The 21,794-nt window shown below is 52.1% G+C and carries 23 protein-coding genes and 1 tRNA gene; 19 read left to right on the top strand and 5 right to left on the bottom strand.

The window, feature by feature from the left end; all coding sequences use genetic code 11:
- The 17 genes from BUA28_RS15965 to BUA28_RS12810 all read left to right on the top strand — a co-directional run.
- The coding region (locus tag BUA28_RS15965; protein WP_218587266.1) for a hypothetical protein at positions 1-900 on the top strand (900 nt) is incomplete at its 5' end.
- The gene (locus BUA28_RS12745) at positions 897-1,514 is read left to right on the top strand and encodes a DUF2460 domain-containing protein (protein WP_072768504.1); all 618 of its coding nucleotides are present in this window, start codon (positions 897-899) and stop codon (positions 1,512-1,514) included. The genes BUA28_RS15965 and BUA28_RS12745, both read left to right, overlap by 4 nt.
- Entirely contained in the window at positions 1,511-2,365 is an 855-nt protein-coding gene (locus tag BUA28_RS12750) for a DUF2163 domain-containing protein (RefSeq protein ID WP_072768505.1), read from the top strand. Before BUA28_RS12745 ends, BUA28_RS12750 begins: the two co-directional genes overlap by 4 nt.
- Positions 2,362-2,793, top strand: coding sequence for a C40 family peptidase (locus BUA28_RS12755; RefSeq protein ID WP_072768506.1), 432 nt, complete (start codon positions 2,362-2,364; stop codon positions 2,791-2,793). The genes BUA28_RS12750 and BUA28_RS12755 overlap by 4 nt, the downstream gene beginning before the upstream one ends.
- Entirely contained in the window at positions 2,790-6,053 is a 3,264-nt protein-coding gene (locus BUA28_RS12760; protein ID WP_072768507.1) for a phage tail protein, read from the top strand. The genes BUA28_RS12755 and BUA28_RS12760 overlap by 4 nt, the downstream gene beginning before the upstream one ends.
- Positions 6,050-6,463: a hypothetical protein gene (locus BUA28_RS12765; protein ID WP_072768508.1), complete on the top strand. Its 414-nt coding sequence runs from the start codon at positions 6,050-6,052 to the stop codon at positions 6,461-6,463. The genes BUA28_RS12760 and BUA28_RS12765 overlap by 4 nt, the downstream gene beginning before the upstream one ends.
- Complete coding sequence (locus BUA28_RS12770; protein WP_072768509.1) at positions 6,460-7,455, top strand: phage tail protein; 996 nt, start codon at positions 6,460-6,462, stop codon at positions 7,453-7,455. The genes BUA28_RS12765 and BUA28_RS12770 overlap by 4 nt, the downstream gene beginning before the upstream one ends.
- Complete coding sequence (locus tag BUA28_RS15625; RefSeq protein ID WP_143148521.1) at positions 7,452-7,637, top strand: hypothetical protein; 186 nt, start codon at positions 7,452-7,454, stop codon at positions 7,635-7,637. The genes BUA28_RS12770 and BUA28_RS15625 overlap by 4 nt, the downstream gene beginning before the upstream one ends.
- Before the next feature lie 112 nt (positions 7,638-7,749).
- On the top strand, positions 7,750-7,872 hold the full coding sequence (locus BUA28_RS16315; protein WP_256598318.1) for a hypothetical protein: 123 nt from the start codon (positions 7,750-7,752) through the stop codon (positions 7,870-7,872).
- A 24-nt stretch (positions 7,873-7,896) separates the two neighbouring features.
- Complete coding sequence (locus BUA28_RS12775) at positions 7,897-8,241, top strand: hypothetical protein (protein ID WP_256598319.1); 345 nt, start codon at positions 7,897-7,899, stop codon at positions 8,239-8,241.
- Positions 8,238-8,501: a hypothetical protein gene (locus BUA28_RS12780; RefSeq protein ID WP_143148522.1), complete on the top strand. Its 264-nt coding sequence runs from the start codon at positions 8,238-8,240 to the stop codon at positions 8,499-8,501. Before BUA28_RS12775 ends, BUA28_RS12780 begins: the two co-directional genes overlap by 4 nt.
- Positions 8,498-8,782 (top strand): DUF7940 domain-containing protein, encoded by a 285-nt coding sequence (locus tag BUA28_RS12785; protein ID WP_072768511.1) that lies wholly within the window; start codon positions 8,498-8,500, stop codon positions 8,780-8,782. The genes BUA28_RS12780 and BUA28_RS12785 overlap by 4 nt, the downstream gene beginning before the upstream one ends.
- Entirely contained in the window at positions 8,779-9,312 is a 534-nt protein-coding gene (locus BUA28_RS12790) for a glycoside hydrolase family protein (protein ID WP_072768512.1), read from the top strand. Before BUA28_RS12785 ends, BUA28_RS12790 begins: the two co-directional genes overlap by 4 nt.
- Entirely contained in the window at positions 9,309-9,524 is a 216-nt protein-coding gene (locus BUA28_RS12795) for a hypothetical protein (protein WP_143148440.1), read from the top strand. Before BUA28_RS12790 ends, BUA28_RS12795 begins: the two co-directional genes overlap by 4 nt.
- Positions 9,521-9,868, top strand: a complete 348-nt coding sequence (locus tag BUA28_RS12800; RefSeq protein ID WP_072768513.1) for a hypothetical protein — start codon at positions 9,521-9,523, stop codon at positions 9,866-9,868. Before BUA28_RS12795 ends, BUA28_RS12800 begins: the two co-directional genes overlap by 4 nt.
- Positions 9,869-9,981: 113 nt before the next feature.
- Positions 9,982-10,461, top strand: a complete 480-nt coding sequence (locus tag BUA28_RS12805) for a hypothetical protein (RefSeq protein ID WP_072768514.1) — start codon at positions 9,982-9,984, stop codon at positions 10,459-10,461.
- Between the two features lie 818 nt (positions 10,462-11,279).
- On the top strand, positions 11,280-12,071 hold the full coding sequence (locus BUA28_RS12810) for a DNA adenine methylase (protein WP_072768515.1): 792 nt from the start codon (positions 11,280-11,282) through the stop codon (positions 12,069-12,071).
- A 75-nt stretch (positions 12,072-12,146) separates the two neighbouring features.
- Here BUA28_RS12810 and BUA28_RS12815 read toward each other — a convergent pair.
- The 3 genes from BUA28_RS12815 to BUA28_RS12820 form a co-directional block, all read right to left on the bottom strand.
- A tRNA-Asn gene (locus BUA28_RS12815) sits at positions 12,147-12,222 on the bottom strand.
- A 312-nt stretch (positions 12,223-12,534) separates the two neighbouring features.
- Positions 12,535-12,690 (bottom strand): hypothetical protein, encoded by a 156-nt coding sequence (locus tag BUA28_RS15970; RefSeq protein WP_178298044.1) that lies wholly within the window; start codon positions 12,688-12,690, stop codon positions 12,535-12,537.
- A gap of 225 nt (positions 12,691-12,915) precedes the next feature.
- On the bottom strand, positions 12,916-14,088 hold the full coding sequence (locus BUA28_RS12820) for a hypothetical protein (RefSeq protein ID WP_083570016.1): 1,173 nt from the start codon (positions 14,086-14,088) through the stop codon (positions 12,916-12,918).
- A gap of 301 nt (positions 14,089-14,389) precedes the next feature.
- Here BUA28_RS12820 and BUA28_RS12830 point away from each other — a divergent pair, with 301 nt between their 5' ends.
- Positions 14,390-17,095 carry a tetratricopeptide repeat protein gene (locus BUA28_RS12830; RefSeq protein ID WP_072768559.1) on the top strand — a complete coding sequence of 902 codons (2,706 nt, stop codon included), beginning with the start codon at positions 14,390-14,392 and terminating at the stop codon, positions 17,093-17,095.
- A gap of 460 nt (positions 17,096-17,555) precedes the next feature.
- On the opposite strand, the gene BUA28_RS12835 is transcribed toward BUA28_RS12830, so the two are convergent.
- Positions 17,556-17,783 carry a hypothetical protein gene (locus BUA28_RS12835; protein ID WP_072768516.1) on the bottom strand — a complete coding sequence of 76 codons (228 nt, stop codon included), beginning with the start codon at positions 17,781-17,783 and terminating at the stop codon, positions 17,556-17,558.
- Positions 17,784-18,041: 258 nt separating this feature from the next.
- Between BUA28_RS12835 and BUA28_RS12840 the strand changes: the two genes are divergently transcribed.
- Positions 18,042-19,280: a vanadium-dependent haloperoxidase gene (locus BUA28_RS12840; protein ID WP_072768517.1), complete on the top strand. Its 1,239-nt coding sequence runs from the start codon at positions 18,042-18,044 to the stop codon at positions 19,278-19,280.
- Positions 19,281-20,333: 1,053 nt separating this feature from the next.
- On the opposite strand, the gene BUA28_RS12850 is transcribed toward BUA28_RS12840, so the two are convergent.
- Positions 20,334-21,788 carry a homospermidine synthase gene (locus BUA28_RS12850; protein WP_256598320.1) on the bottom strand — a complete coding sequence of 485 codons (1,455 nt, stop codon included), beginning with the start codon at positions 21,786-21,788 and terminating at the stop codon, positions 20,334-20,336.
- Positions 21,789-21,794 lie beyond the last annotated feature (6 nt).

Below are 21,794 nucleotides of genomic sequence, written 5' to 3' on the forward strand. Positions count from 1 at the left end.
GGATACATGAGCAAGCGGCAATTGCTTGATATTCAGCGTAACTATGAAGAGCAGCGTTTCCAGATACAAACTACCGCTCAGCAAGCGCGCATCGATGCAATGAAGGGCGACCCCAATTATGACCCGGTTGCCTTGCAGAAGCTGCTTGATCAAATGGCGGAGATTCAGTTCAAACACGCGCTCGACGTGGAAAAGATCAATTCCGCCATGCAGCTTGATGTCAAGGAAAAGTGGGATGGAGTCCTCTTCCCGATCAAGGATGCTTTCGACCGAACCATCAACGGCATGATCCAGGGCACATTGACATGGCGAAAAGCCATGCTGAATATCGGCGACAACATCGCGGCCTCGTTCATCAAATCAGCGGTCAACATGGCGACGGCCTGGGCCGCGGCTGAGCTCCGGAAAACCGCCGCGACACAGACGGGCACAGTGATGCGGGCTTTCTTGGAAAAGATGGGCCTGATCGACACTACAGCTTCGCGCGCAACCGCCGCCACAGCAGCAGTGATAGCGGCGAAAGTTTCCGCAGCCGGCATTATACCGGCTGAAGCCGCGATCGCAGCTGGTGGCGCAGCTGCTGCTGTGGCGCCCATTCCGATTGTAGGTCCTGCCCTGGCAGCCGCAGCATTTGCTGAAACGATGGCCATGGTCTTGAGCGGCCTGGCGGTTGCTTCAGCAGAAGGCGGCTATGACATCCCTGCCGGCATAAACCCAATGACTCAACTTCACGAACGCGAAATGGTTCTGCCGGCTGAGCACGCGGATGCGATCAGGAATATGACCGGGGATGCCTCAACTGTACATATCCATACCTCGGGCGGTGATTTCATCCATAAAAATGATCTTGCCAAGCTATTGACGCAGCTAAATCGAAATTTTGCATGGCACCGTAAATGAGTAACGCAGTGTTTCCCACACTACCGGGCTTATCATGGTCCACCGGCAAGCATCCGATATTCAAAACCAAAATTCAGGAGTCCGTCTCTGGCCGTGAGTTGCGCTCATCGTTTCAGGCATACCCTCTTTGGCGTTTCACGCTGTCGTATGAGTTCCTGCGCGGCGATTCCAATGATGACCTAAAAAAGCTATTGGCATTTTTCCTTGTTGTGCGCGGTTCCTGGGATTCGTTCCTGTATTCCGATCCAGATTTTAATTCAGTCACTGATTATCAGTTCGGCGTGGGGGATGGAAGCACGACTCAATACCAGCTGACCCGGGCAATCAGCGCCGGCGGGAACGCTTTCGTGGAACCGGTACAAAACGTCAACCTGCTGACCAACATCAAGAGGGCCGGGATCACTCAAACCAGCCCGGCCAATTACAGCATCAGCAGTACTGGCCTGGTGACATTTGTCAGCGCACCCGCCGCCTCTGCTTCTCTTACCTGGACCGGAACATATTATTACCGCTGCCGTTTCATGATGGACGAAGGCGGCTTCGATCAATTCATGAAACAGCTCTGGGAGCTCAAGAAATGCGAGTTCAAGGGCGCGCCAGGTAACAAGGTATGAAGACTGCATCTGCCGCAATGATAAGCCTGCTCGCCAGCAAGCAAAATCTGCTTATGGCCGATCTGTACACCTTCACTCTGGTCGGCGGGTTCGTTGCCCGTTACACCGGAGCGGATGCCGATCTCACAGTGGGCGGGAATACTTTCAGCAGCGCCGGCCCGATAATCACTCGCAGCAAAATTTCTAACAAAGCCGGGCTGGAAGTGCAAACCATGGACATGACTGTCTTTGCCGACAGCACGATGCTCTTGAATGGCAAGCCGTGGCTGCAAGCTGCCCGAAGTGGCGATCTGGACGGTGCGCGCGTACTGGTTGAGCGCGTTTTCATGCCCACATTTGGCGATACCAGCGCGGGCAAGCTGTGGGCGTTTTCGGGGAACGTTGCGGATATTGAAGTAAGCCGCACTGAGGCGCGACTTACAGTTAAATCCGATCTGGAAAAACTCAATCAGCAATGGCCGCGAAACATGTATCAGCCTGGGTGCCTGCATACACTATATGACACCGGCTGCACGCTTAATAAGACGGGTTTCAGGACGGCATCCAACGTCACTCCCGGGTCAAATGTGACGCAGATCAATTGCGGTCTGTCCCAGGCGTCTGGCTATTTTTCCCTGGGGACTATGGAATTCACCAGCGGTGCGAATGCCGGCATTACACGCACGATCAAACAATACACGCCAGGCGTGATAGTCCTGGCGTTGCCGCTTGTGGTTCCCCCTGCAATTGGTGACACATTCGTCGCCTATGCCGGGTGCGATAAGCAGCAATCGACATGCTCCAGCAAGTTTTCGAACCTCGCGAACTTCCGGGGATCCCCATATGTTCCGGTACCGGAAACAGTGCTATGAGTGGTAAACGTGTCGCCATTGTCGATCAGGCAATGACTTGGCTAAAAACCCCATGGCATCATCAAGGCCGCGTCAAAGGTGCGGGTGTGGACTGTGCATATTTTCTGGTGGAAGTGTTCGCCGATGCCGGATTGATTCCCCGCATTGACTTGGGCGAATACCCGCCTGACTGGCATATACACAGGGACGAACCGCGCTTCCTGAATGTCCTGAAAAACTACGCGGATTTGACCGAGCAGGATCCTCTCCCTGGCGACATCGCCATGTTTCGGTTTGGCCGGACAGCCTCGCACGGATCCATTGTTGTCGAGTGGCCGCTCATCATTCACGCTTACAAAGACGAGCGCATGGTCACAATATCGGACGCCTCTCGCGGACCGCTAGCCGATCGGCTTGATGGAATCTATCGATTAAGGGGATTGGCGTGAGCGGCTTTTTCGGCGGACAAAAACAACCGAACAACACCGCGCCAATTATCGCGTCGGTCAGATTGCAGACGTCTGCATATGGTAGCGTGGTACCGGTCGTTTTCGGGCGCGCGCGAGTGTCAGGAAACTTGCTCTGGTATGGGGACTTTACGCCGGTCGCGCACACCGCAACGCAGTCGGCCGGCGGCAAGGGTGGCCCAAGCGGCAAACAAAAATCCACGACTTACAGCTATCAAGCTGCGGTCATCATCGGCTTGTGTGAAGGGCCGGTAATTGGCATCCGGACGATTTGGCAAGGGAAGGAAATTCATAATACTTCCGACCTGAACCTGTCCCTATACACCGGATCATATTCGCAGTCCGCTGCACCGTACATGAGTACGAATCACTCTGACCAGGCGCTCGGGTATCGTGGCACGGCATACCTTTTCTCGCCGGTCTACCAACTCGATGATCAGGCGGCGCTGCCGAATCACTCTTTTGAGGTTGATGGACTGCGTCAGTACGGCGGTGCGATTGTCGATGCAAACCCCAGGGACGTGCTTTCCAGTGTTTTGACGGATGCAAACTTCGGCATGGGGTTTTCTGCATCTTTGATAGGCGACCTGACTCAGTATTCTCAGTTCTGCGTGGCCAGCGGGATATTTATCTCCCCGGCATATACGCAACAGGAAACCGCCCACGGCGTAATTGAACGCTTGCTACAGCTCGGCAATAGCAATGCGGTTTGGTCTGAAGATCGGTTCCGGGTCGTGCCTTATGGCGATGCCCCCGTCACTGGCAATGGGGAGACCTTCACCCCGGACCTGACCCCGCAATACGACTTGTCAGACGATGATTTCCTCGATAATGATGATCCCGTCAGAGCGCGTCGTAGCACGCAGGCCGATGCGTTTAACCAGATCAACATCAAATTTTTCAACCGCGCGAATCAATACGCGGAGGAACCCGCCGAGTTCAAGGATCAAGCGGCTATCGAAATGCACGGACTCAGGGCAGGCAACCCTATCAACCTGGATGAGATCACTGATCCCGCCGTCGCCAGGACTGTAGTGCAACTGATCGGCCAACGCGACCTATATCAGCGCAACTCGTATGAGTTCCGCCTTGGCTGGAAATACGCCCGGCTCGAGCCGATGGATATAGTCACCTTGACGGATCCCGGCCTCGGGCTAAACCGGACGCCCGTCAGAATCATGGAAATCGAGGAAGACGAGGACGGGGGGTTGTCCATCAAGGCCGAAGAAGTCCTGTCCGGCGTGAGCTCGAGCGCGGTTTACTCAAGCCAGGAGGTTGGCGGATATAGCGCGGATTACAACATATCCCCGGGAGACTCAAACGCGCCGGTTATTTTCGAACCTCCTACCTCACTGTCAGTTACCCCCCAGATCTGGATGGCAACATCAGGCGGCGTCAACTGGGGTAGCTGTGAGGTTTGGGTATCGAGGGACAACGCCACCTATTCACGGGTTGGGCTGATCTCCGGACCGGCACGGCACGGCACCGGCGCGCTGGCCAACGGATCAGATCCTGACGTTGCAAATACTCTTGCTGTTGATGTGACTGCGTCAAAGGCTGTATTGACGGGGGGAACATTGGCTGACCGAGATCAACTCAATACGCTGTGCCTGATCGGTAATGAGCTGGTTTCATTCCAGACCGCCACCTTGACCTCGCCGTACCACTACAGCTTGACCGGCTTGCGGCGTGGCGCGTATGGGTCGAGCAAGTCCGCATGGACAGCGGGGACTCGATTTGCCCGGCTTGATCAGGCCATATTCAAATATGACTATGACCCGGAAATGATCGGCACCACGATCTATATCAAGCTAAGGTCACTTAATATTTATGGACTAGCGGCGCAAGATTTGGCCGAGCTCACCGCCACGCCATACGCGGTAACCGGATCCTATCTTGGGACTATCACCGGCTTCGCACTGGAGCAGGCATTCACTGGCACAGGGGCCAAGGTGAAGTGGAATGCATACGCCGGTGCGACCTCCTACAAAATTGAGGTATGGCGAGCGGGCGTGCTGAAGCGCACAGTAAGCGGGATCGGATCGACAAGCTACCAGTACACATTTGAGGACATGACGGCCGACGGCGGTCCCTGGCGCTCGGTTGACCTGAAGCTGTACGCGGTGTCTGGGAATGGCTCATCAGTGAGCGGGGCAGCCCTCACAGTAACCAATCCCCAGATAGCGGTGCCTTCGGGGCTTTCCGCAACCGCCGGCATAGGCAATACCACCATTGCCGCCACCTTGCCCTCCGATACGGACTATGGCGGCATGCTGGTATACGGATCGCTTTCAAGCGGATTCACGCCGGGCCCAGGCAATCTGCTATATGACGGACCCAACAATTCCGAAACCTTCAACGGCCTTCCGGCTGGTGTTGCCAGATTCTATAGGGTCGCCTTCTATGACCAGTTTGGAAAGGATGGCCTGAATTTAAGCTCTGAAGTCACGGCAATGCCGCTATCTTCAGGCGGCATTACCTCGGTAGCGGATCTGTCGACGGCAGGAACCCATGAGGGGCAAGTGGTCTACTTGACCAGCGACGAAAAGCTCCATCGCTGGAATGGTTCGGCCTGGGTTACGTGGGTTGATGGTACTGATCTACTGGCCAAATCAGTGACGGCCGGGCAAATGAGCGTAACGAACTTGGCTGCCATAAGTGCAGACCTGGGCACGATTACAGCGGGAACCATCACGTTCGCCGGCGCCGGGCATATCAAGGGCGGGCAGACTGCATACAATACCGGCACGGGCCTATTCCTCGGGCACTCCGGCGCAACCTATAAACTCAGCGTAGGCAATCCTGCCGGTAAAGCCCTGCTATGGGATGGCACAAACCTGACGGTGCAGGGCGATATTATTGCTACTGGAAATATAAGCGCTAATGCGGTCACTCAAGTCGGGGCCGCGTATACGTTAGCGCCAATTACTGGCGGCTCACTACAGTATCTATCTGTAAACAAAATGTCTGACGGCCGTCTGCTTGTAAACTTCTCATGCTTTATAAAGCCGGGTAGTGATGGCTTTGCTGCCAGTTCCGAGGTCGCCGTATTTGTGAATGGAGTGCAGGTTTATAGGGAATCGGTTATCGTCACATCCACACAAGCAAAAAGTTTGTGTTTTTATTTTCCTTACGTCGATGCTTCGCCTTCAGGGACTAAGACCTATGAACTAAAAGCAATGAGCGGTGCAAATTGTGCATATTCCGCTAGATCGATTGTCGCCACGGAGCTAAAACGATGAATTTCCTTGTTTATGAGACTACCACGGGCGCGATAGTGCGGTCGGGTCAATGTCAAGATGATATGTTGGATAGTCAATCTCGATCTGGCGAAACCGCAATCGAAGGCGAAGCCGATGATGCAACCCAATATGTTGATAGTGGGGTTGTCTCTTCTCGGCCTACAATCACCGCAACCTGGAGTAAGCTGGAAGTTATAGCAAATGGAAGCGATACAACAACATTGGGAAGCTCACTCCCAAACCCCACGGAAGTTTTTGTTTTCGTTCCTGATGGCGCTGTGGCTCCGGAAATGGAGATAGTTACTTCTGGAACATTTTCATTTGCAACACCTATCGTCGGTTCTTACACGATAAATGTAATACCGCCATTCCCGTATCAGCCACACACTCAGATCATCACAGCTATATGATTATCCAGCCAGTATTAGCGCCAACTCTATCTGGCTTGACGGCTACCCCTGCGTTAAAAAGCAACCTGCTCAAATGGTCCGCTTTAAATGATCCGTTGCTGTTTGGTGCCGAAGTATGGGCGTCTAGAACAAATGACCGCGCAGGCTCCTCCAGACTCGCCACTGTTTACGATAATGCATTCACGCACGCGACAGATTCGGGAGAAACTTGGTATTACTGGATCCGTGCGGTAAGCATATACAGCAGGGCAGACGGCGAATGGTATCCGCTGTCTGCAACGGAGGGGGTGTCTTCAACTGCGCTCCTAACCCAGACCACAGACATGGCGCCGAATTCAGTCACCAGCATCTCTGTGGCGCAGGGTGCCGGGACAATAACGCAAACAAATTATTCGGTATGGGAGAACATATTTTCCATCCCATTTTTGGGAACAGGCAATAAACACCTAATCACTGTATCTCATTCCGCTAACTCCAATTTAATAACAGTGGGTGCTTCTCAAGGGCTAAAGAGCGTAGAGCGGTTAACCCTGAATGAATACACGGTCTATAGAACCGGCGCGGTTTCGGTCACCAGTGGCTCAAAAATTGTTACAGGAGTCGGAACGTCCTGGCTGTCCGGTTTGGTCGTCGGCAATTACTTTTTTATCCCTGGCGGATTCAAATATCCTATCGCTTCCATCGATGGTGATACGCAAATCACTTTGTCTACCAATTATGTCGGGTCATCGGCTTCCGGAGTTTCATACTTCATAATCACCAATATCAATACGGTATTGGTGCTGTCTCAGGACACTAGAAATTTCTCGATTGTAGGAACATACGTGATTTCCAGTAACCAGCAGTTTAATCATGTATGGGCGCTTGATTCAATCAGCGGAAAGCTATATGACATTATTCTGGATTGGTCCATAGCAAGAGATAACACGAGCTGGGCGTTAAGCCAATCTTCGATTCTGAGAACAGTCATTCTTCAGGAGTTAAAGCGGTGAGCAACTATGTAATTTATCAAGCGACTACCGGGGTTGTGAGCATGCTTATACAAACCAGCGACCCTGTTTTTTTGCAACTAAATACGCCTGCAGGATGTAAATATATTGAGACATCTATAACTAACTTAACTGATATTGCAGGGGTAGACCCGGCTAATGAAACGATAATTTTAGCTGGTTAACAGATAGCATTTTTGAACACAGAGCCGCCATTGAGCGGCTTTTTTTATGGGGGTTGAGATGTCAATGTTCCAGCGCGCACGCATCAAAGAAATAGAAGAAAGGATTAAAGCCATGGACGCAAAAGTAGGTGCAAAAGCGTACGTGACACTCGACAAGCTGGCGGAATTCCCACGCATCACGTTGATCGTCGCTGGCGCTGTGCTTGTGATATTTGCCCTACTGGCCGCGAAGTAAAGGAATCCTTGGGCGCTTTTTGCAATGCTGACTGCCGTGAAGATTCAGAACGATTCGACCGAGCGAGGGCTAGAAATGGGCTGTGAAGGGGAAGAGAAAGAGGAAAGGAGGAGGCGCGGTCCGTCGAATCACACGCTGTCGTGGAGCGGGATTATCGCGGTAGCCGGTCTGCTTGCATCGGGCGTGGCGACTTACAACGCCGTGCAGAACGATATTGCGGCGCTCAAGCGCGGCGAGGTTTATCAGGAGCGCACTAATGAGCGCTTGAGCGCTGAGATTAAGTCGGCAAGGGTCGAGCAGCGGGAAACCATGAAGGAGTTTAACGAGAAGCTCGACAGGGTTATCGAGCATTGGTCAAGGAGGAAATGATGCATTACTTACTAATAATCGTGGCCTTCCTGGCCGTCGCCTGCTCTGTGCCGCCGGGCGCTTTTAAACCTGATCCGTCGCCGATTGAAGTGGCGGTGGATGAGCCGCGACAGGAAATAAAGGAGCGGGGAAAGCCTGAAGTGAAGCCAGAGCCTAAGCCGAGGGCGGTTATTAAAACTCCGACATGCAAAGGCATCGATACTGGTGACGAGAAAGAATCTTTTAATCTGAAACTCGACTGCATGCTGGATGGAAAATGAAGTTCGTTGAGAACTGGGAAGCGATTCTAAAGGGCGCCTGGAGCGTACGACTGGCCGCTGTCGCGTCTGCTCTTATCAGCGCATCAGAATCGGCATCGTCAGTCGTGCCGACCGGGATCTTCGGTATTACGCCGGAACTGGTTGCTGATGCAGCGTTAGTGCTGCGGTATCTCGGCTATGCAACTTATGCGGCTGGGGCATTCGTTGCTAGGTTCATGGATCAGGGAATAGCAGTTGCGCAGATTCAGGCGGCACTGGACGCAGCGAAGGAGCGATCATGAAACCATCTGTAAATCAGGTCCGCTCGGCAGTTGCTGTCATGATGGTGAGCGCAAGCCTGTACGTTGGCATCGCTCAGCATGAGGGCTATGTCGAGGTCGCCGCGCCACCAGTCGCTGGTGACGTACCTACTAACGGATTTGGCTCTACTGCTGGCGTCCGACTGGGAGATAAAACAACGCCAGTCCGAGCCATGATCCGCCTGCTTAACGAGATCGAGGATGTCTATGCGGCCGGCGTGCGAAAGTGCGTCACGGTGCCGCTGTATCAGCACGAATTCGACGCATACGTGAGTCTTGCCTATAACGTGGGCGTAGGCGCAGTGTGCCGCAAAGCCGATAAGCGAACAGTTGACGATCAAGGTAAGCCGAAGCAACCGGAGCCGGACAGATTAATCGATGTGCTGAATAAAGCTGATTACGACGAAGCCTGTAGGCGCATCAAGTCATTTAATAGGTTCCAAGGAAAGGTTATGCGCGGCCTGACCATTCGCCGCGAGGCTGAATACAAGCAGTGCTTGGGGTTGGCGTGAATAATTTCGTTCCATGGTTCGTGACTGCTGTTATGTGCAGTTTGATGGCTATGGTTTTCTATTCCTATGCCAACTGGCTTCCGATAAGAGTATTCGATGTTTTTCTGATGGCCTGGATGAGTTGGGCGGCCATCGTTGTCGTTCGCGGTTACTTCAAGATTTACGCGATCTTTGATCGGATGGACAGGAGAGCTAAGGATGGTCGGGTGTGAACGGTCTGCCCGATAACTTTGTGATCGTTGACGGCCTGCTCACAGTCGAGCCGATTCTGCAACCGTCCTGGCTGATCCGCCGTCGCTTAAGCGAGGACTCTATGACCGGCCCTTATGTTTGGGTTGCGACCATAGCGCAAGCGGAAATCGGATACGAGGTAAAAGGGTATCTGGCAAGGGATGAATATCCTATGGTATTGAGCGAACGCCGGGCCATGAAACGTATCGTTAGCCAACTCGGATTCTCATCTGGTGGCTATGGACGAGCTGACAAGAACGGGGCTGAACGAGTATCGCATGCGTTTGAGGTTGGCGGCAAAATTGCACAAAAATCAGGCGATTGAGAAGCGCCACAATCGATTTAAATCATGGGGTTAAGGGTATGACAAGGGTGCGATATTAAGCCAAACATTCAGTTCAGTTTGCGAAATTGTGCAAACTCATAATCGAGGCAAACATGTATGTATTGATCGGGATATTTTTAGGTGGACTGACTCTTGGTGGACTGGTTTCATGGAAGGTAACGGCGGATCACTTCGAGGCCGGGATGCTGAAAGAGCAGAGACAGGAAATTAAGATCGTCGCAAAACGCGACGATGTGACGGCCGTATCAGGAACTCAAGCAGTCGCTGCCCAGGAAAAGATAAGAACCGTTTTCAGAGACCGAACCATTTACCGAGATCGAGAGGTGCCAGTTGAAGTCATTAAGCGCATGGATAGCGGCTGCGTTATCCCTAATCATTTTGTCAGCATGTGGAACTCAGCCAACCAGGGGACCGTTCCCGACGCCACCAGCGGAATTGATGAAACAGCCAGTGACGTTAGGCTCACAGACATTGAGTGGCAGAAAGAGCGAGAAGCCGAAATCTGCCTTGCCAATACCGAGCAATTGATTGGGTTACAGGGATGGATTAAGGGGCAGAAGGCGGTAGAGTAGCGATGTCGTAGGTTTTGTTGGTTTGAACATACTAATTTGTAGACCCTGTTTCGGCGGGTTTTTTGTTGGATTTAAGCAATTCGGGGTCGCCATATTTGTCGTAACAAGCCTCAGCAATCGCCCTGGCAGCCATGTCGCTACTCACATTTTTCATATTTTGAAGAATGCAATCATGGTAATTGTCTGGTTCTTGCATTCGGTTACAAGAAGATATTTGAGCAATTAGCCCGAAAATGGCTAGAAATTTTAGTGATCGTTTCAAGAATTTTCTTGGCTGTGAAAACTTTAGTGTAGCCCAACCTCATCAATAATCAACCGCATTCACGTTAGGGAATCTAGGTCGCCCCGCGCGTATTTTTATGCCCGCTACTGGGCCCAAGCTGATAATGGAGGTGATCGGCAAATCACCTACTTTGCGCCGGGTTGCCACGCCGGGATTGGGTTTAGGGGTGATCGGCAAAATATGCAGATTAATTAAGTATCTGAGTTATCCGGGAATTCCGTATAACTGAACATTTGAACTAGGGTGAAATTCACTTCAGTTGGTAAGAATTTCTTACATACTGAATTTGATGGAATATCAGTTGTTAGAATTTTTCTAGTTGATATTCTAATTCCCTCGAATTCGAGGGTTTTGAACTAGTGCAAATTTTGCACTAGTTGATCAGCAATAAAGAAGGGCGGTCAAATGATGCGTCAACATCATCTGGCCACCTTAACCCACAGAATACAGCTGTGAGCCAAAGCCAAGGCCCTCCTGCTACGTACGCAGCGCGGGGGAGCTTAGCACAACATTCTCGCCATTTCGAGAGGCTCATATGTCAGCACCTATTATCCCGTGGCTTGGCGGCAAGCGCCGCCTGGCCGATCGTCTTATCCCCCTCTTCCCTCCGCATGAGTGCTACGTGGAAGTATTTTGCGGCGGGGCGGCGCTCTATTTCCTCCGACCAACGCCGGCGCCAGTTGAAATCATCAATGACATTAATGGCGATTTGGTTTCGCTCTACCGCGTGGTGCAACATCACCTTGTAGAGTTCGTTCGGCAATTCCAGTGGTCACTCACCAGCCGGCAGCTTTTTGAATGGCTGAAAATGACGCGAGTCGAAACGCTCACGGACATTCAGCGAGCAGCCCGCTTTTATTATCTGCAGCAGTATGCCTTCGGTGGAAAGGTCCACGGGCAGAACTTCGGTACAGCGACCACGACACCAGCGATCAATCTGTGCCGTATCGAGGAAAGCTTATCGGCTGCACATATTCGCTTGGCCAGCACTACGATAGAAAATTTGCCATGGGGCGAATGCATCGATCGCTACGATAGGCCGCACTCTTTTTTCTACCTGGACCCGCCCTACTGGCGGACCGAAGGTTACGGCGTGCCGTTTGAATTTGAGCAGTACGAGCACATGGCCAACCGACTAAGGTCGATGAAGGGAAAGGCAATGGTAAGTATCAACGATCATCCCGAGATCCGGCGTGTATTTGATGGGCTGCCCATGTTGGGGTTGACCATCCAATATGCGGTCTGCGGGGCTCATGAACGTAAAGCCAGCGGAGAGCTAGTAATTACTAATTACGACACTGGAAGCGCGAGCGGTTTGTTTCAATAAAGCAGAATTGCGGAAAAGTAGCAGAATTGCGGAAAAAAACGGGAGGCGCGAAAACGCCGAAACCCTTGCTGTTATTGGCTCCCCGACCAGGGCTCGAACCTGGGACCTGCGGATTAACAGTCCGTCGCTCTACCGACTGAGCTATCGGGGAATTGGAGAGGTGCATATACTAATAGCTTGAGCGAGGCTGGTCAATCAAAACCGCCCATCAGTAGCTGGTGACAAGGCCTGAATTCAGCCTGAAACGGTCTCCTCAGGCCGTTTTGAGCAGATTGTCGGCAAGTCACGTAGCGCAACGTAATCTAACGAAGAACCAAGGCGTGAAAAGAACTCGCGTTCGAGCGAGCTTGGCAGGTAGACGTGGATTAGTGAGAGATAGAACAGAATGACCGACAGTTACTCAACCGCTGGCGCTTCCGTGACATCACAGGAGCGCCAGCGGTTTATTCACTGAAGGCGCTTTTTAATAGTCCTTGTCGGGAACGACAATAACTTTTTCCGAGGAGGTTCCAGGATCTCCCTTTGGACCTTGTGGTCCAGACTTGCTGGTATCTATCGATAGGCAGCCTGCAACTCCAGCAAGCATGACAATCACCGTAAATAGTTTTAATTTTTTCATTTCGATTATCCTTTTAATAAGTACGGCATTGAAAACCGCCGCGTATACAAGATAACCTGAAGCTCTAGCTCTAACTGTCTGTTACCGTACATAGGGGCGTTGCTGCACGCTCTTCTACCCGGTAAAAGAGGATTGGGTTTTTTTCGTGTTTTTGCCTCCACCAACTACTTATTAATTGATCAGCCCAAGTTCCGGGTATCTGCGCCCTCTTCTCATAGGGTCAGTTCATCCAGTTTGCGTATTATAAAGTCCTGAAGCGAGCGGCCTGGCATTCTGCTTGCGAGGCACCACAACCCCTAGCAGGATTAGGCCAGCAAGCATCAAGGCATAAGACTCGGGCTCTGGAATAGTGGCGACAAAGCCGCCTGCAATAACCTGCCCCAGGTTGTTGACACCGTAGGACTCCGTCAAAGGGTCGCCGGGCAGGTTTACCAGTGAATTAAGGTCTGTCATGCCGCTTCCATTTGGACCCGTGACAAAAGCATGAAAATCGCTGATCGATTCCTCCGGCAGCAGGGGAATTTGGGCCGCGCCCACCACTTGCCCGGCGTTATTGACGCCGTACGCCACACTTTCATCTCCGCCCAGCGTGCCGAGGTCGGTCAAGCCCGCCCCATTGGCGCCGGAAATAAAAGCATGTGAATTCGACTGCCCTACTGCCTGCCCTGTATCGTTTACGCCATACGCAAAGGTATCTCCGCCCAAGGTGCCGAGGTCCGCCATGTTCGCACCATTAGCACCTGTGATGAACGCACGTTGATCCCCGCTATTCGTAAATGAGTCGCCCACTACCTGTCCGGCGCTGTTGATGCCATGGGCCGCGCTGTAATCTCCTCCCAGCGTACCCAGGTCAGTCATGTTCCCACCCTTAGCATCGGTAGTAAAAGCACGGAAGGATTTATCACCGCTCGTCAGGGAGATTCCTACCGCTTGCCCGGCGGTGTTAATGCCATAGGCCCAACTGGTGCTCCCACCCAAGGTGCCGAGATCAGTCATGCCGACCCCATTGGGGCCAGTGATAAAAGCATGGTAAGCTTTATCCCCGGTTATGAGGGAACGTCCCACAACCTGTCCGGCAGCATTGATGCCATAGGCCCAGCTGTCGCTTCCACCCAAGGTACCAAGGTCTTTGATGCCTGTGCCATCGGAACCCGTAATGAAAGCGTGCGTATTTCCGCCAGACGTTCTGGACCAGCCCACCACCTGTCCGGCATCGTTGATGCCGCGAGCAAAAGCATCTATCCCGCCCAAAGTTCCGATATCGACCACTGCTTTGCTGCTGGGGTCTACGATGAAGGAACGGAAGCCGGCAAAAGCCGTCGGCACAAAACCGAGGCTGACGCCCAAGGCTGCAACCAGGACAAGGTTTCGGACTTTACAGCTGGAGATAGCTTTCATGTTTTATCTACTCCCGTAAACGTTGCCGCTTGGGAAATATACGGTCTAATTACATTTCAGGATAGACCATGTAATGGAAATTTCAAGGTGAAAAAATAGGCTCATGACTTTCTGTTTACGGTGCCGATCTTGAATCTACCGGCTACCGTCATGCTATTGCCTGAGCTCAAGGTATTGCAGGAAATACGATTGACCAATTGCCTTTTGCACGTCGCCAAATATTTGTATCGCGACTCCAAAGCCGGTGCTATCCGTGCCCGGGTTTTATTTTACGAATCGATTATGAATGACGATTGAGCGCATGAAAAAGATTTCCCGCAATGACCCGTGCCCATGCAATAGCGGCCGGAAGTACAAGCACTGCTGCCAGAAGCATGAAGCCGGGACTTCATCCGCCTCCTCCGCTCCATCCGCTCCGTCCATTTCGGAATACCTCCAGGCAGGGATTCAGTATCATCAAGGCGGAGACCTGCCTCGGGCTCAGGCCATTTATCAACGAATACTCCAAGTAGTGCCGGATCATCCCGGTGCGCTGCATTTCATGGGATTAATAGCGAGGCAGATGGGAAAGACCGAGATCGCCATCGAGCTCATCGGCAGAGCACTCCTGTTCAAACCGGACTATGCGGAAGCCCATGGTAATTTAGGGAACGCCCTTAAGCAGCAAGGCAGGATGGATGAGGCGATCGCCAGTTATCGCACCGCACTCGGGCTCAAGCCGGACATGGTGGAGGTATACGTCAACCTGGGCAATGCACTCAAGGAACAGGGCAAACTGGAGGAAGCTATTGCCAGTTATCGGAAAGCGCTGACATTCGATCGGGATTTTGCTGAGATACACACTAATCTTGGGAACGCACTGAGAGAACAAGGCAAGCCGAATGAAGCGATCGCAAGCTATCGCAGAGCGCTCATGCTCAAACCGGACTCCGCCGAGGCGCACAATAACCTGGGGAATATGCTGGTCGAACGAGGCAATCCCGAAGACGCCGTCGCCAGTTTTCAAAAAGCGCTCATTTTCAGGCCGGACTTTGCCGAGGCGCACAGCAATCTGGGAAATGCGCTTAGCGAACTGGGCAGACTGGATGAGGCAATTGCGAGCTATCGCAATGCGCTCGCTCGCAAACTGGATTATGCCGAGGCATACAGTAATCTGGCTAATGCGCTGAAAGAGCAAGGAAAGCTGGACGAGGCGGTAATCAATTATCAATGTGCGCTACGAATTAGCGAAAACCCGGAAATAAAAAGTGGGTTTGCCGAGTGCATAAGAAATGTTTACCTTACTCATGAGATTCCCGGCATTCGTGCTTTTATCACTCGAGCCCTATCCGAGGCATGGATCCGCCCGGCTGAGCTCGGAAACCCGGCTGTATCGCTCATCAAGTTGAATCCGGGCATCAGGCAATGCATAGACCGGGCAAATAGCGCCTGGCCTGGGTTCGAAATCCCCGGTTCTAACGGCTCTAGTGGGCAATTCGGTTCCGATAGTCCGGATAACGTGGATAGCCTGTCCGGCTTCGCCAGTGTCTGCAACGACCTCTTGCTGCAGTGCTTGCTGGAGACTATGCCGGTATGCGACATGGAACTGGAGCGGTTTTTAACCATGGCAAGATATGCCATGCTACGTGCCGCCATCCACGAGCACGATCACAACAGAGTCTCCGTTGATTCATCGGCCATTTTTTGCGATGCTTTTCAGAATGCACCGGAAGCGAAAGCGCTGGTTTTTTATTGCGCGGTGGCTCGACAGTGCTTTATCAACGAATACATTTTTGCCTGTTCAGACGAGGAATTAGAACTGGCACAACGACTGAAGGATCGCCTTGCTGCCGCTTTGGCAGACTCGCTACCGGTTTCCCCGTTATGGCTGGTTGCTGTGGCGGCGTATTTCCCGCTGATTTCAGTGAGTTCCTCCGAGGCCCTTGTACAGCTGGCCGATATACAGCCCGCCCTTGTACATCCGCTGCTGGGTCGTTCCTTGCCCGATACCCTGGCTGCGCTGCTAGTGCAACAAGTATGGGAACCGCTGGAAGAACGGCGGCTCCGCTCCCTCATCCCGCATCTGACCCCTATCGTTGACGATATGTCACGCCTGGTGCAGAAGCAGTATGAGGAAAACCCGTATCCAAGATGGGTCAAACTGCCCTCATATCGGAAATCCATTTCGGTCAATCGCTATCTGCGCAACCGATTTTCTTTTTCAAAGTTCATTCCGATGAGCCGGCTTGATGAGGCTGACGCAAGAATCGATATTCTGATAGCCGGATGCGGAACAGGCCAACATTCGATTGCAACAGCCCAGCGATATGGCAATGCTAACGTCCTTGCCGTGGACTTGAGTTTAACGAGCCTGTGTTACGCAAGGAGAAAGACCGAGGAGCTGGGTTTGGGAAACATTGAATATGCACAGGCCGACATTACCAGCTTAAGCACCCTCAGTTCGCCTGAAATGGGCGGCCGAATGTTTGACCTCATCGAATCGGTCGGCGTGCTTCATCACCTTGCAAAACCGCTGGCAGGGTGGCGAGAACTGCTTGCTTTACTACGCCCCGGCGGATTAATGCGTTTGGGCTTCTACAGCGCATTTGCCAGACAAAATGAAACTGATGCGAGGCTTTATATTGCCGAAAAGGGATATGCACCGAATACGGAAGATATCCGACGCTGTCGGCAGGCTATGATGTCTCCCGAAAATGCGCCAGGATTCCGAAAAGTTTTGTCCGCCAGGGACTTTTATACGATGAGCGAGTGCCGTGATTCGCTATTTCATGTTCAAGAGCATCACTATACGCTGCCTCAGCTAAAAGAAAACCTGCTGGAACTGGACCTCGCGTTTCTCGGATTTACACTTGAATCCGACGTTTCCAAACGATATAGAGAGCGTTTTCCCGAGGATATATCCCAAACCGACCTGGATAAATGGCACACCTTTGAGCTCGAAAACCCTGACACGTTTAGAGGCATGTATCAGTTCTGGTTACAGAAACCGGCGAATATCCAGCATTGATAGAAGAAGGAAGTTGCAATAGACAGCGGTTCAACTCCTCCGATTATTTCAAGGAAAACCCTATCTACTCGATGGAGATTTTCCTTGACATTCTGAAGTAATCCACACTGTCATAATAATCGCACAAATTCCCAAAATCATCCCCTTCAAACTCGCATGAGGCTTAGCTCTTGAGATATCTGATTGATTCTAAACTAATATTCAAAAGTTCAAAAAATAGCCAAGTAAGAAAATACTGTTACGGGTACGTGACTTACCCAACCTGTGAAGAGGTTATCAACAAACTTATCCACAGCAATTGTGGACAATAAAACTCCTCCCGCCCCTACCAAAAACATCCTTCCTCAAAGCAATGTGAGAGACTTTATGGCTTGGTAACTGCTACATATGGTCTTTCGAGCTTTAAAGCTTTTTTTCTTTGCTCATGTCAACTCGCCTTTGGTTAACCCAGCCACTCCAGCTATTTCATTAGGTTGGCCGGATTTTCATACTCCTCCAGGCGAAGCGCGGTTTCCACGGCTTTTCTCGCTTCTTCTACTGTCTTGACACGCGAAAGATCAACTGCCGGATTAGGATAGCTGTGCCAGAATGAAAAACCTGCGGCCGTGATCCATAGGAGGCCTCTGACGTGCTGGTCTATAAATACCTCTTGATGATGTTCGTCAATTATTTTCCATTCCAAGTCCATAGCTCAAGCTCCTCAGCAGGTTATAATGTGAAACTGTTAGTAACTGCAGAACCCATCAATCCATTGAGCCCTTGCGTTAGGGCACGTCGCGCCCACCGGTGCGTATATCGCATCTCCGACTCTCAATCGAGGCGAAAAACTGGTTCAACCCCGCCGAGCTTGTGGCGGCAACCCCTGTTTCGAGATGCTCGAGTAAGAGGGGATCGAAGCCCAGTCTACCAAAATTATATGCATTGTTTAACTCACCTTGGAGAAAATATGGTTCGGAGTGTCAAGACACGCAGGAATATTTTGTTACCCATTGCCGTGGCGGTGATGCTTGCCGGTCCAGTGGCAAAAGCTGATACGGTTACCGAATGGAGCCGCAAGGCCGGTGATATTCTTGTTGATTCCGGGTTGGGACCACTGCCGGTTGATCGCGCGCTGGCTATCGTTCACGCTTCCGTATACGAAGCGGTGAATGCAATCACCCGGCGCTATCCTGTCAGCGACGTCAAGCTTAAAGCGGCCCCAGGGGCCTCAATCGACGCCGCTATTGCGTCAGCAAACCGTGCCACCCTGGTGAAACTCGTACCATCGCGGCTGGCGGAAATCGACGTTGCTTACCAGGCGGCGCTGATTACCATCGCCAATGGCCGGGCCAAGACCGAAGGTATTACAGTAGGGAATGAAGCAGCAGCGGCGATTCTAGCCATGCGCGCTGGCGATGGGGCGACAGCGGGTGAAACATACCGGCCGCGCACCTCTCCAGGCGTCTATGTGCCTACGGTAATACCGGAGGCGCCCCAATGGGCGAAGATGAAACCATGGCTGATGACAAATCCTGCTCAGTTCCGTCCCGGCCCTCCCCCGCAGCTTGACAGCGCGATATGGGCGCGCGACTACAACGAGGTCAAGACGCTCGGCGGTAAGCACAGCGATCGCCGTACTACCGAACAAACCGATATCGCCCTCTTCTGGGAAGAAGTGATGCCGCCGATTTACCATGGGGTTGTACGCTCCGTTGCCGAGGTTGACGGAAGAGACATTACCCAGAATGCACGCTTGTTCGCGGCTGTAACTCAAGCATCGCACGATGCGTTAATCGCCGTGTTTGATGCAAAGTATCATTATGGCTTCTGGCGACCGGTCACCGCGATCCGTAACGGGGACATCGATGGAAACGACGCAACGGAACGAGACCCGTCCTGGCTGCCTTTCATTGAGACACCGATGCACCCCGAATATCCATGCGCGCATTGCATCGTTGCTGGGGCGGTTGGCGCGGTGCTGCAAGCGGAGATCGGAAAAGGACCTATGCCCCTCCTGACAACCATCAGTAACGCGGCGGGTGGCGTAGCGCGAAGCTGGACGAAAATTGATGATCTTACGCAAGAAGTAAATAATGCACGCATTTACGATGGCGTGCACTACCGCAATTCCGCAGAGGTGGGCGCTGCCATGGGCCGGCAGATCGGCGAACTGGCCGTAACGAAGTATTTGCGGCCACTCAAGTAGAGCGGTCAGGGCGGGGTACCGGCAACCGGTATCTTTCGGCGCAACAACGCCGGCAGACACCCAACTCCAGGTTACAGTAGCGGTTCCCCATACCCAGCAGCAGCGTACGATTTAAACACCTCACCATACGCGTTCGACCCATCGAAAGATAAATTTCGCAAACTCGCGCCGGATGTAAATTCCTGGAATCAACACAAGCCCTGCCATAAAACGGCAAAGTTTTTTCTTGACATTTTGGCAATAATCCACATTCGGCCACAAGCAATACGCAATCGGTACGATTGCCCAAAATCGCCTTGGGCCAACCTCCCGAGTACTAGCCTCCTGTTCAAGCCGCTGATAACAAATGCAGTTCTGTAAAGATTAAAAAACCGCCAAAAGCAGAAACATTGTTACATAAAGACCACTTAGTCATCATGCACATAGGTTATCAACAAACTTATCCACAGGAAATGTGAACAACAAATTGCTTGCCACCACTTCTCCAAGCAGCCTGGATCCGTTATAGCGCGCCCTACCCGCTACCACCTCCGGGAACCAAAGTAAATCGCCTCTGACTAATGTATTTATGTGCCCTACATCACGTTGAAGGTGGAACAAGGTTGAATTTTTTCTATTGCTGATTCTTGTGAGGAGAAAAAAGTGAAAAAACATGACGACCCGGATGGACCCACCGCCGTTACTGCTTTGCTTGATCATGGAGCGGAAGTTTTTACGAAAAAAAAGTTCACGCACTCTCAGTCAAAGGCTCAGCAACGTGGAAACGACATAAAAAACGACCGGCAAGAAAAAATGTCCGCTATCAGATCGAGGTCCGCGCAGGAACAATCGAACCGGAACTAGGCGTAAGCTGGCAAGGCGACAAGCATAGGGTTTATAACGCGGCATTACCCCGCCGTAAAGCCAGGTTCGAACTCCGCGCATTCCTATATTCCGCAATTTCAGGCAGGAATCCCGCCACAGCGGCGCATATTCCATTGGTCTTCAGTTTCAGCAGAGAAACGATTTGTCTTTAGATGTAACCCCCTGTTCCGGCTACATGAGTGGAAAGTTTCAACTCACCCGTATATTCTTGAACTGCCACGGATCACTCCTATCCACATCTTCACTGAATAGCCATCCCCTATCGCACAGAGGAGTCCAATCGGTATATACACCCAGAATTTCTCCGAGATAAGGCCGTGCGATCTTCAAAGTGAGCTCATGGTCAATGTCGTCGGGCTCGACCACACCCGCATCAGGATTTTGAAGCACCCATGCCATGCCGGCCAGAACTCCCGCCACAACCTGCAAGCTTGTTGCATTGTTGTGTGGCATTAGCCGCCGCGCTTCCTGTATCGACAAACGTGAGCCGTACCAGTAGGCCCCCTTGGCGTTACCCATGAGCAGGACGCCAAGTTCATCCACCCCGTCCGCTATTTCATCACGAAGGATTCGCTTGTTGGACTGCAAGCGCCAATTCCTGCCTGCCAATTCGTGAATGGAAAGCACGGCGTCGTCACAAGGAAGGTACGCGTAATGCACCGTGGGACGATAAATTACTTTTTCGTTTTCTTTCAACGTAAGATGATCGGCGATGGAAATAGATTCGCTATGCGTAATTAGAAAACCCTGATAGGAGCCACCGAGCGGAACCCAGCTGCGCACACGTGTAGCAGCGCCAGGCTGGTTAAGGTAAATGGCAGCGTCACAACCAAATCCATGCCGTGCACCGTCCCGCGGCCAATGACGCTCATGACTTCCCCACCCCAGTTCTGAAGGCTGAAGACTTTCGCCCACGAACCCTTCGACCGACCAGGTATTGATAAACTCATCGTCACGCTTACGCTGGTTGGTAGTCTGAGTATCTCGCTCAGCGATGTGGATCGTTTTAATTTCAAGGCGAGACGCCAGCTCGGCCCAATCTCCGGCGCTTACCGGCCTCTTTATTGTCAAGCCGGTATCCGCGGCGATATTAAGCAACGCCTGTTTGACAAAGGCAGAAGCAAGACCAGGGTTGGCGCCGTGAGCTACGAGTGCCGTGGGGCCTCCCCGCTTTTCGCGTGCGAACGCAAGGGCTTTTTCGCGCAATGCATAATTCGAGCGCAACGATACCGATATCGATTTGTCGGTATACCCGCCCAACCATGGCTCAATACAAGTATCAAGGTATAGTGAGCCGCGCTGCCAGCACAGCTCGATCAAGGCAAGGCTGGAAACGTCCACCGACAGGTTGAGCAGGAAATCTCCCTTGTTCAGCCATGGCCCGATTGCGGCAGGGTAGTTTTCTTCTGTCAGCATATGAAGCATAAATTCCACGCCGAATTGCCGCGCAATATCCCGGCCACTCTCATCAGCGGAAATTATCCTGACCTGTTCAGGGCGTATTTCAAGATGTTGAAACAATAGCCTGAGCAAGGCTTGCCCGATGCTGCCGAAACCTACTATTATCAGCTTACCGTTCAAACGCCCGTATTTGTCATACCCTGTCTTTTCCATACTGAGATTTTCCTGTGCTTCTTTGAACATATTCTC

This window comes from Nitrosospira sp. Nsp11, assembly GCF_900142705.1.
Classification (GTDB): Bacteria; Pseudomonadota; Gammaproteobacteria; order Burkholderiales; family Nitrosomonadaceae; genus Nitrosospira.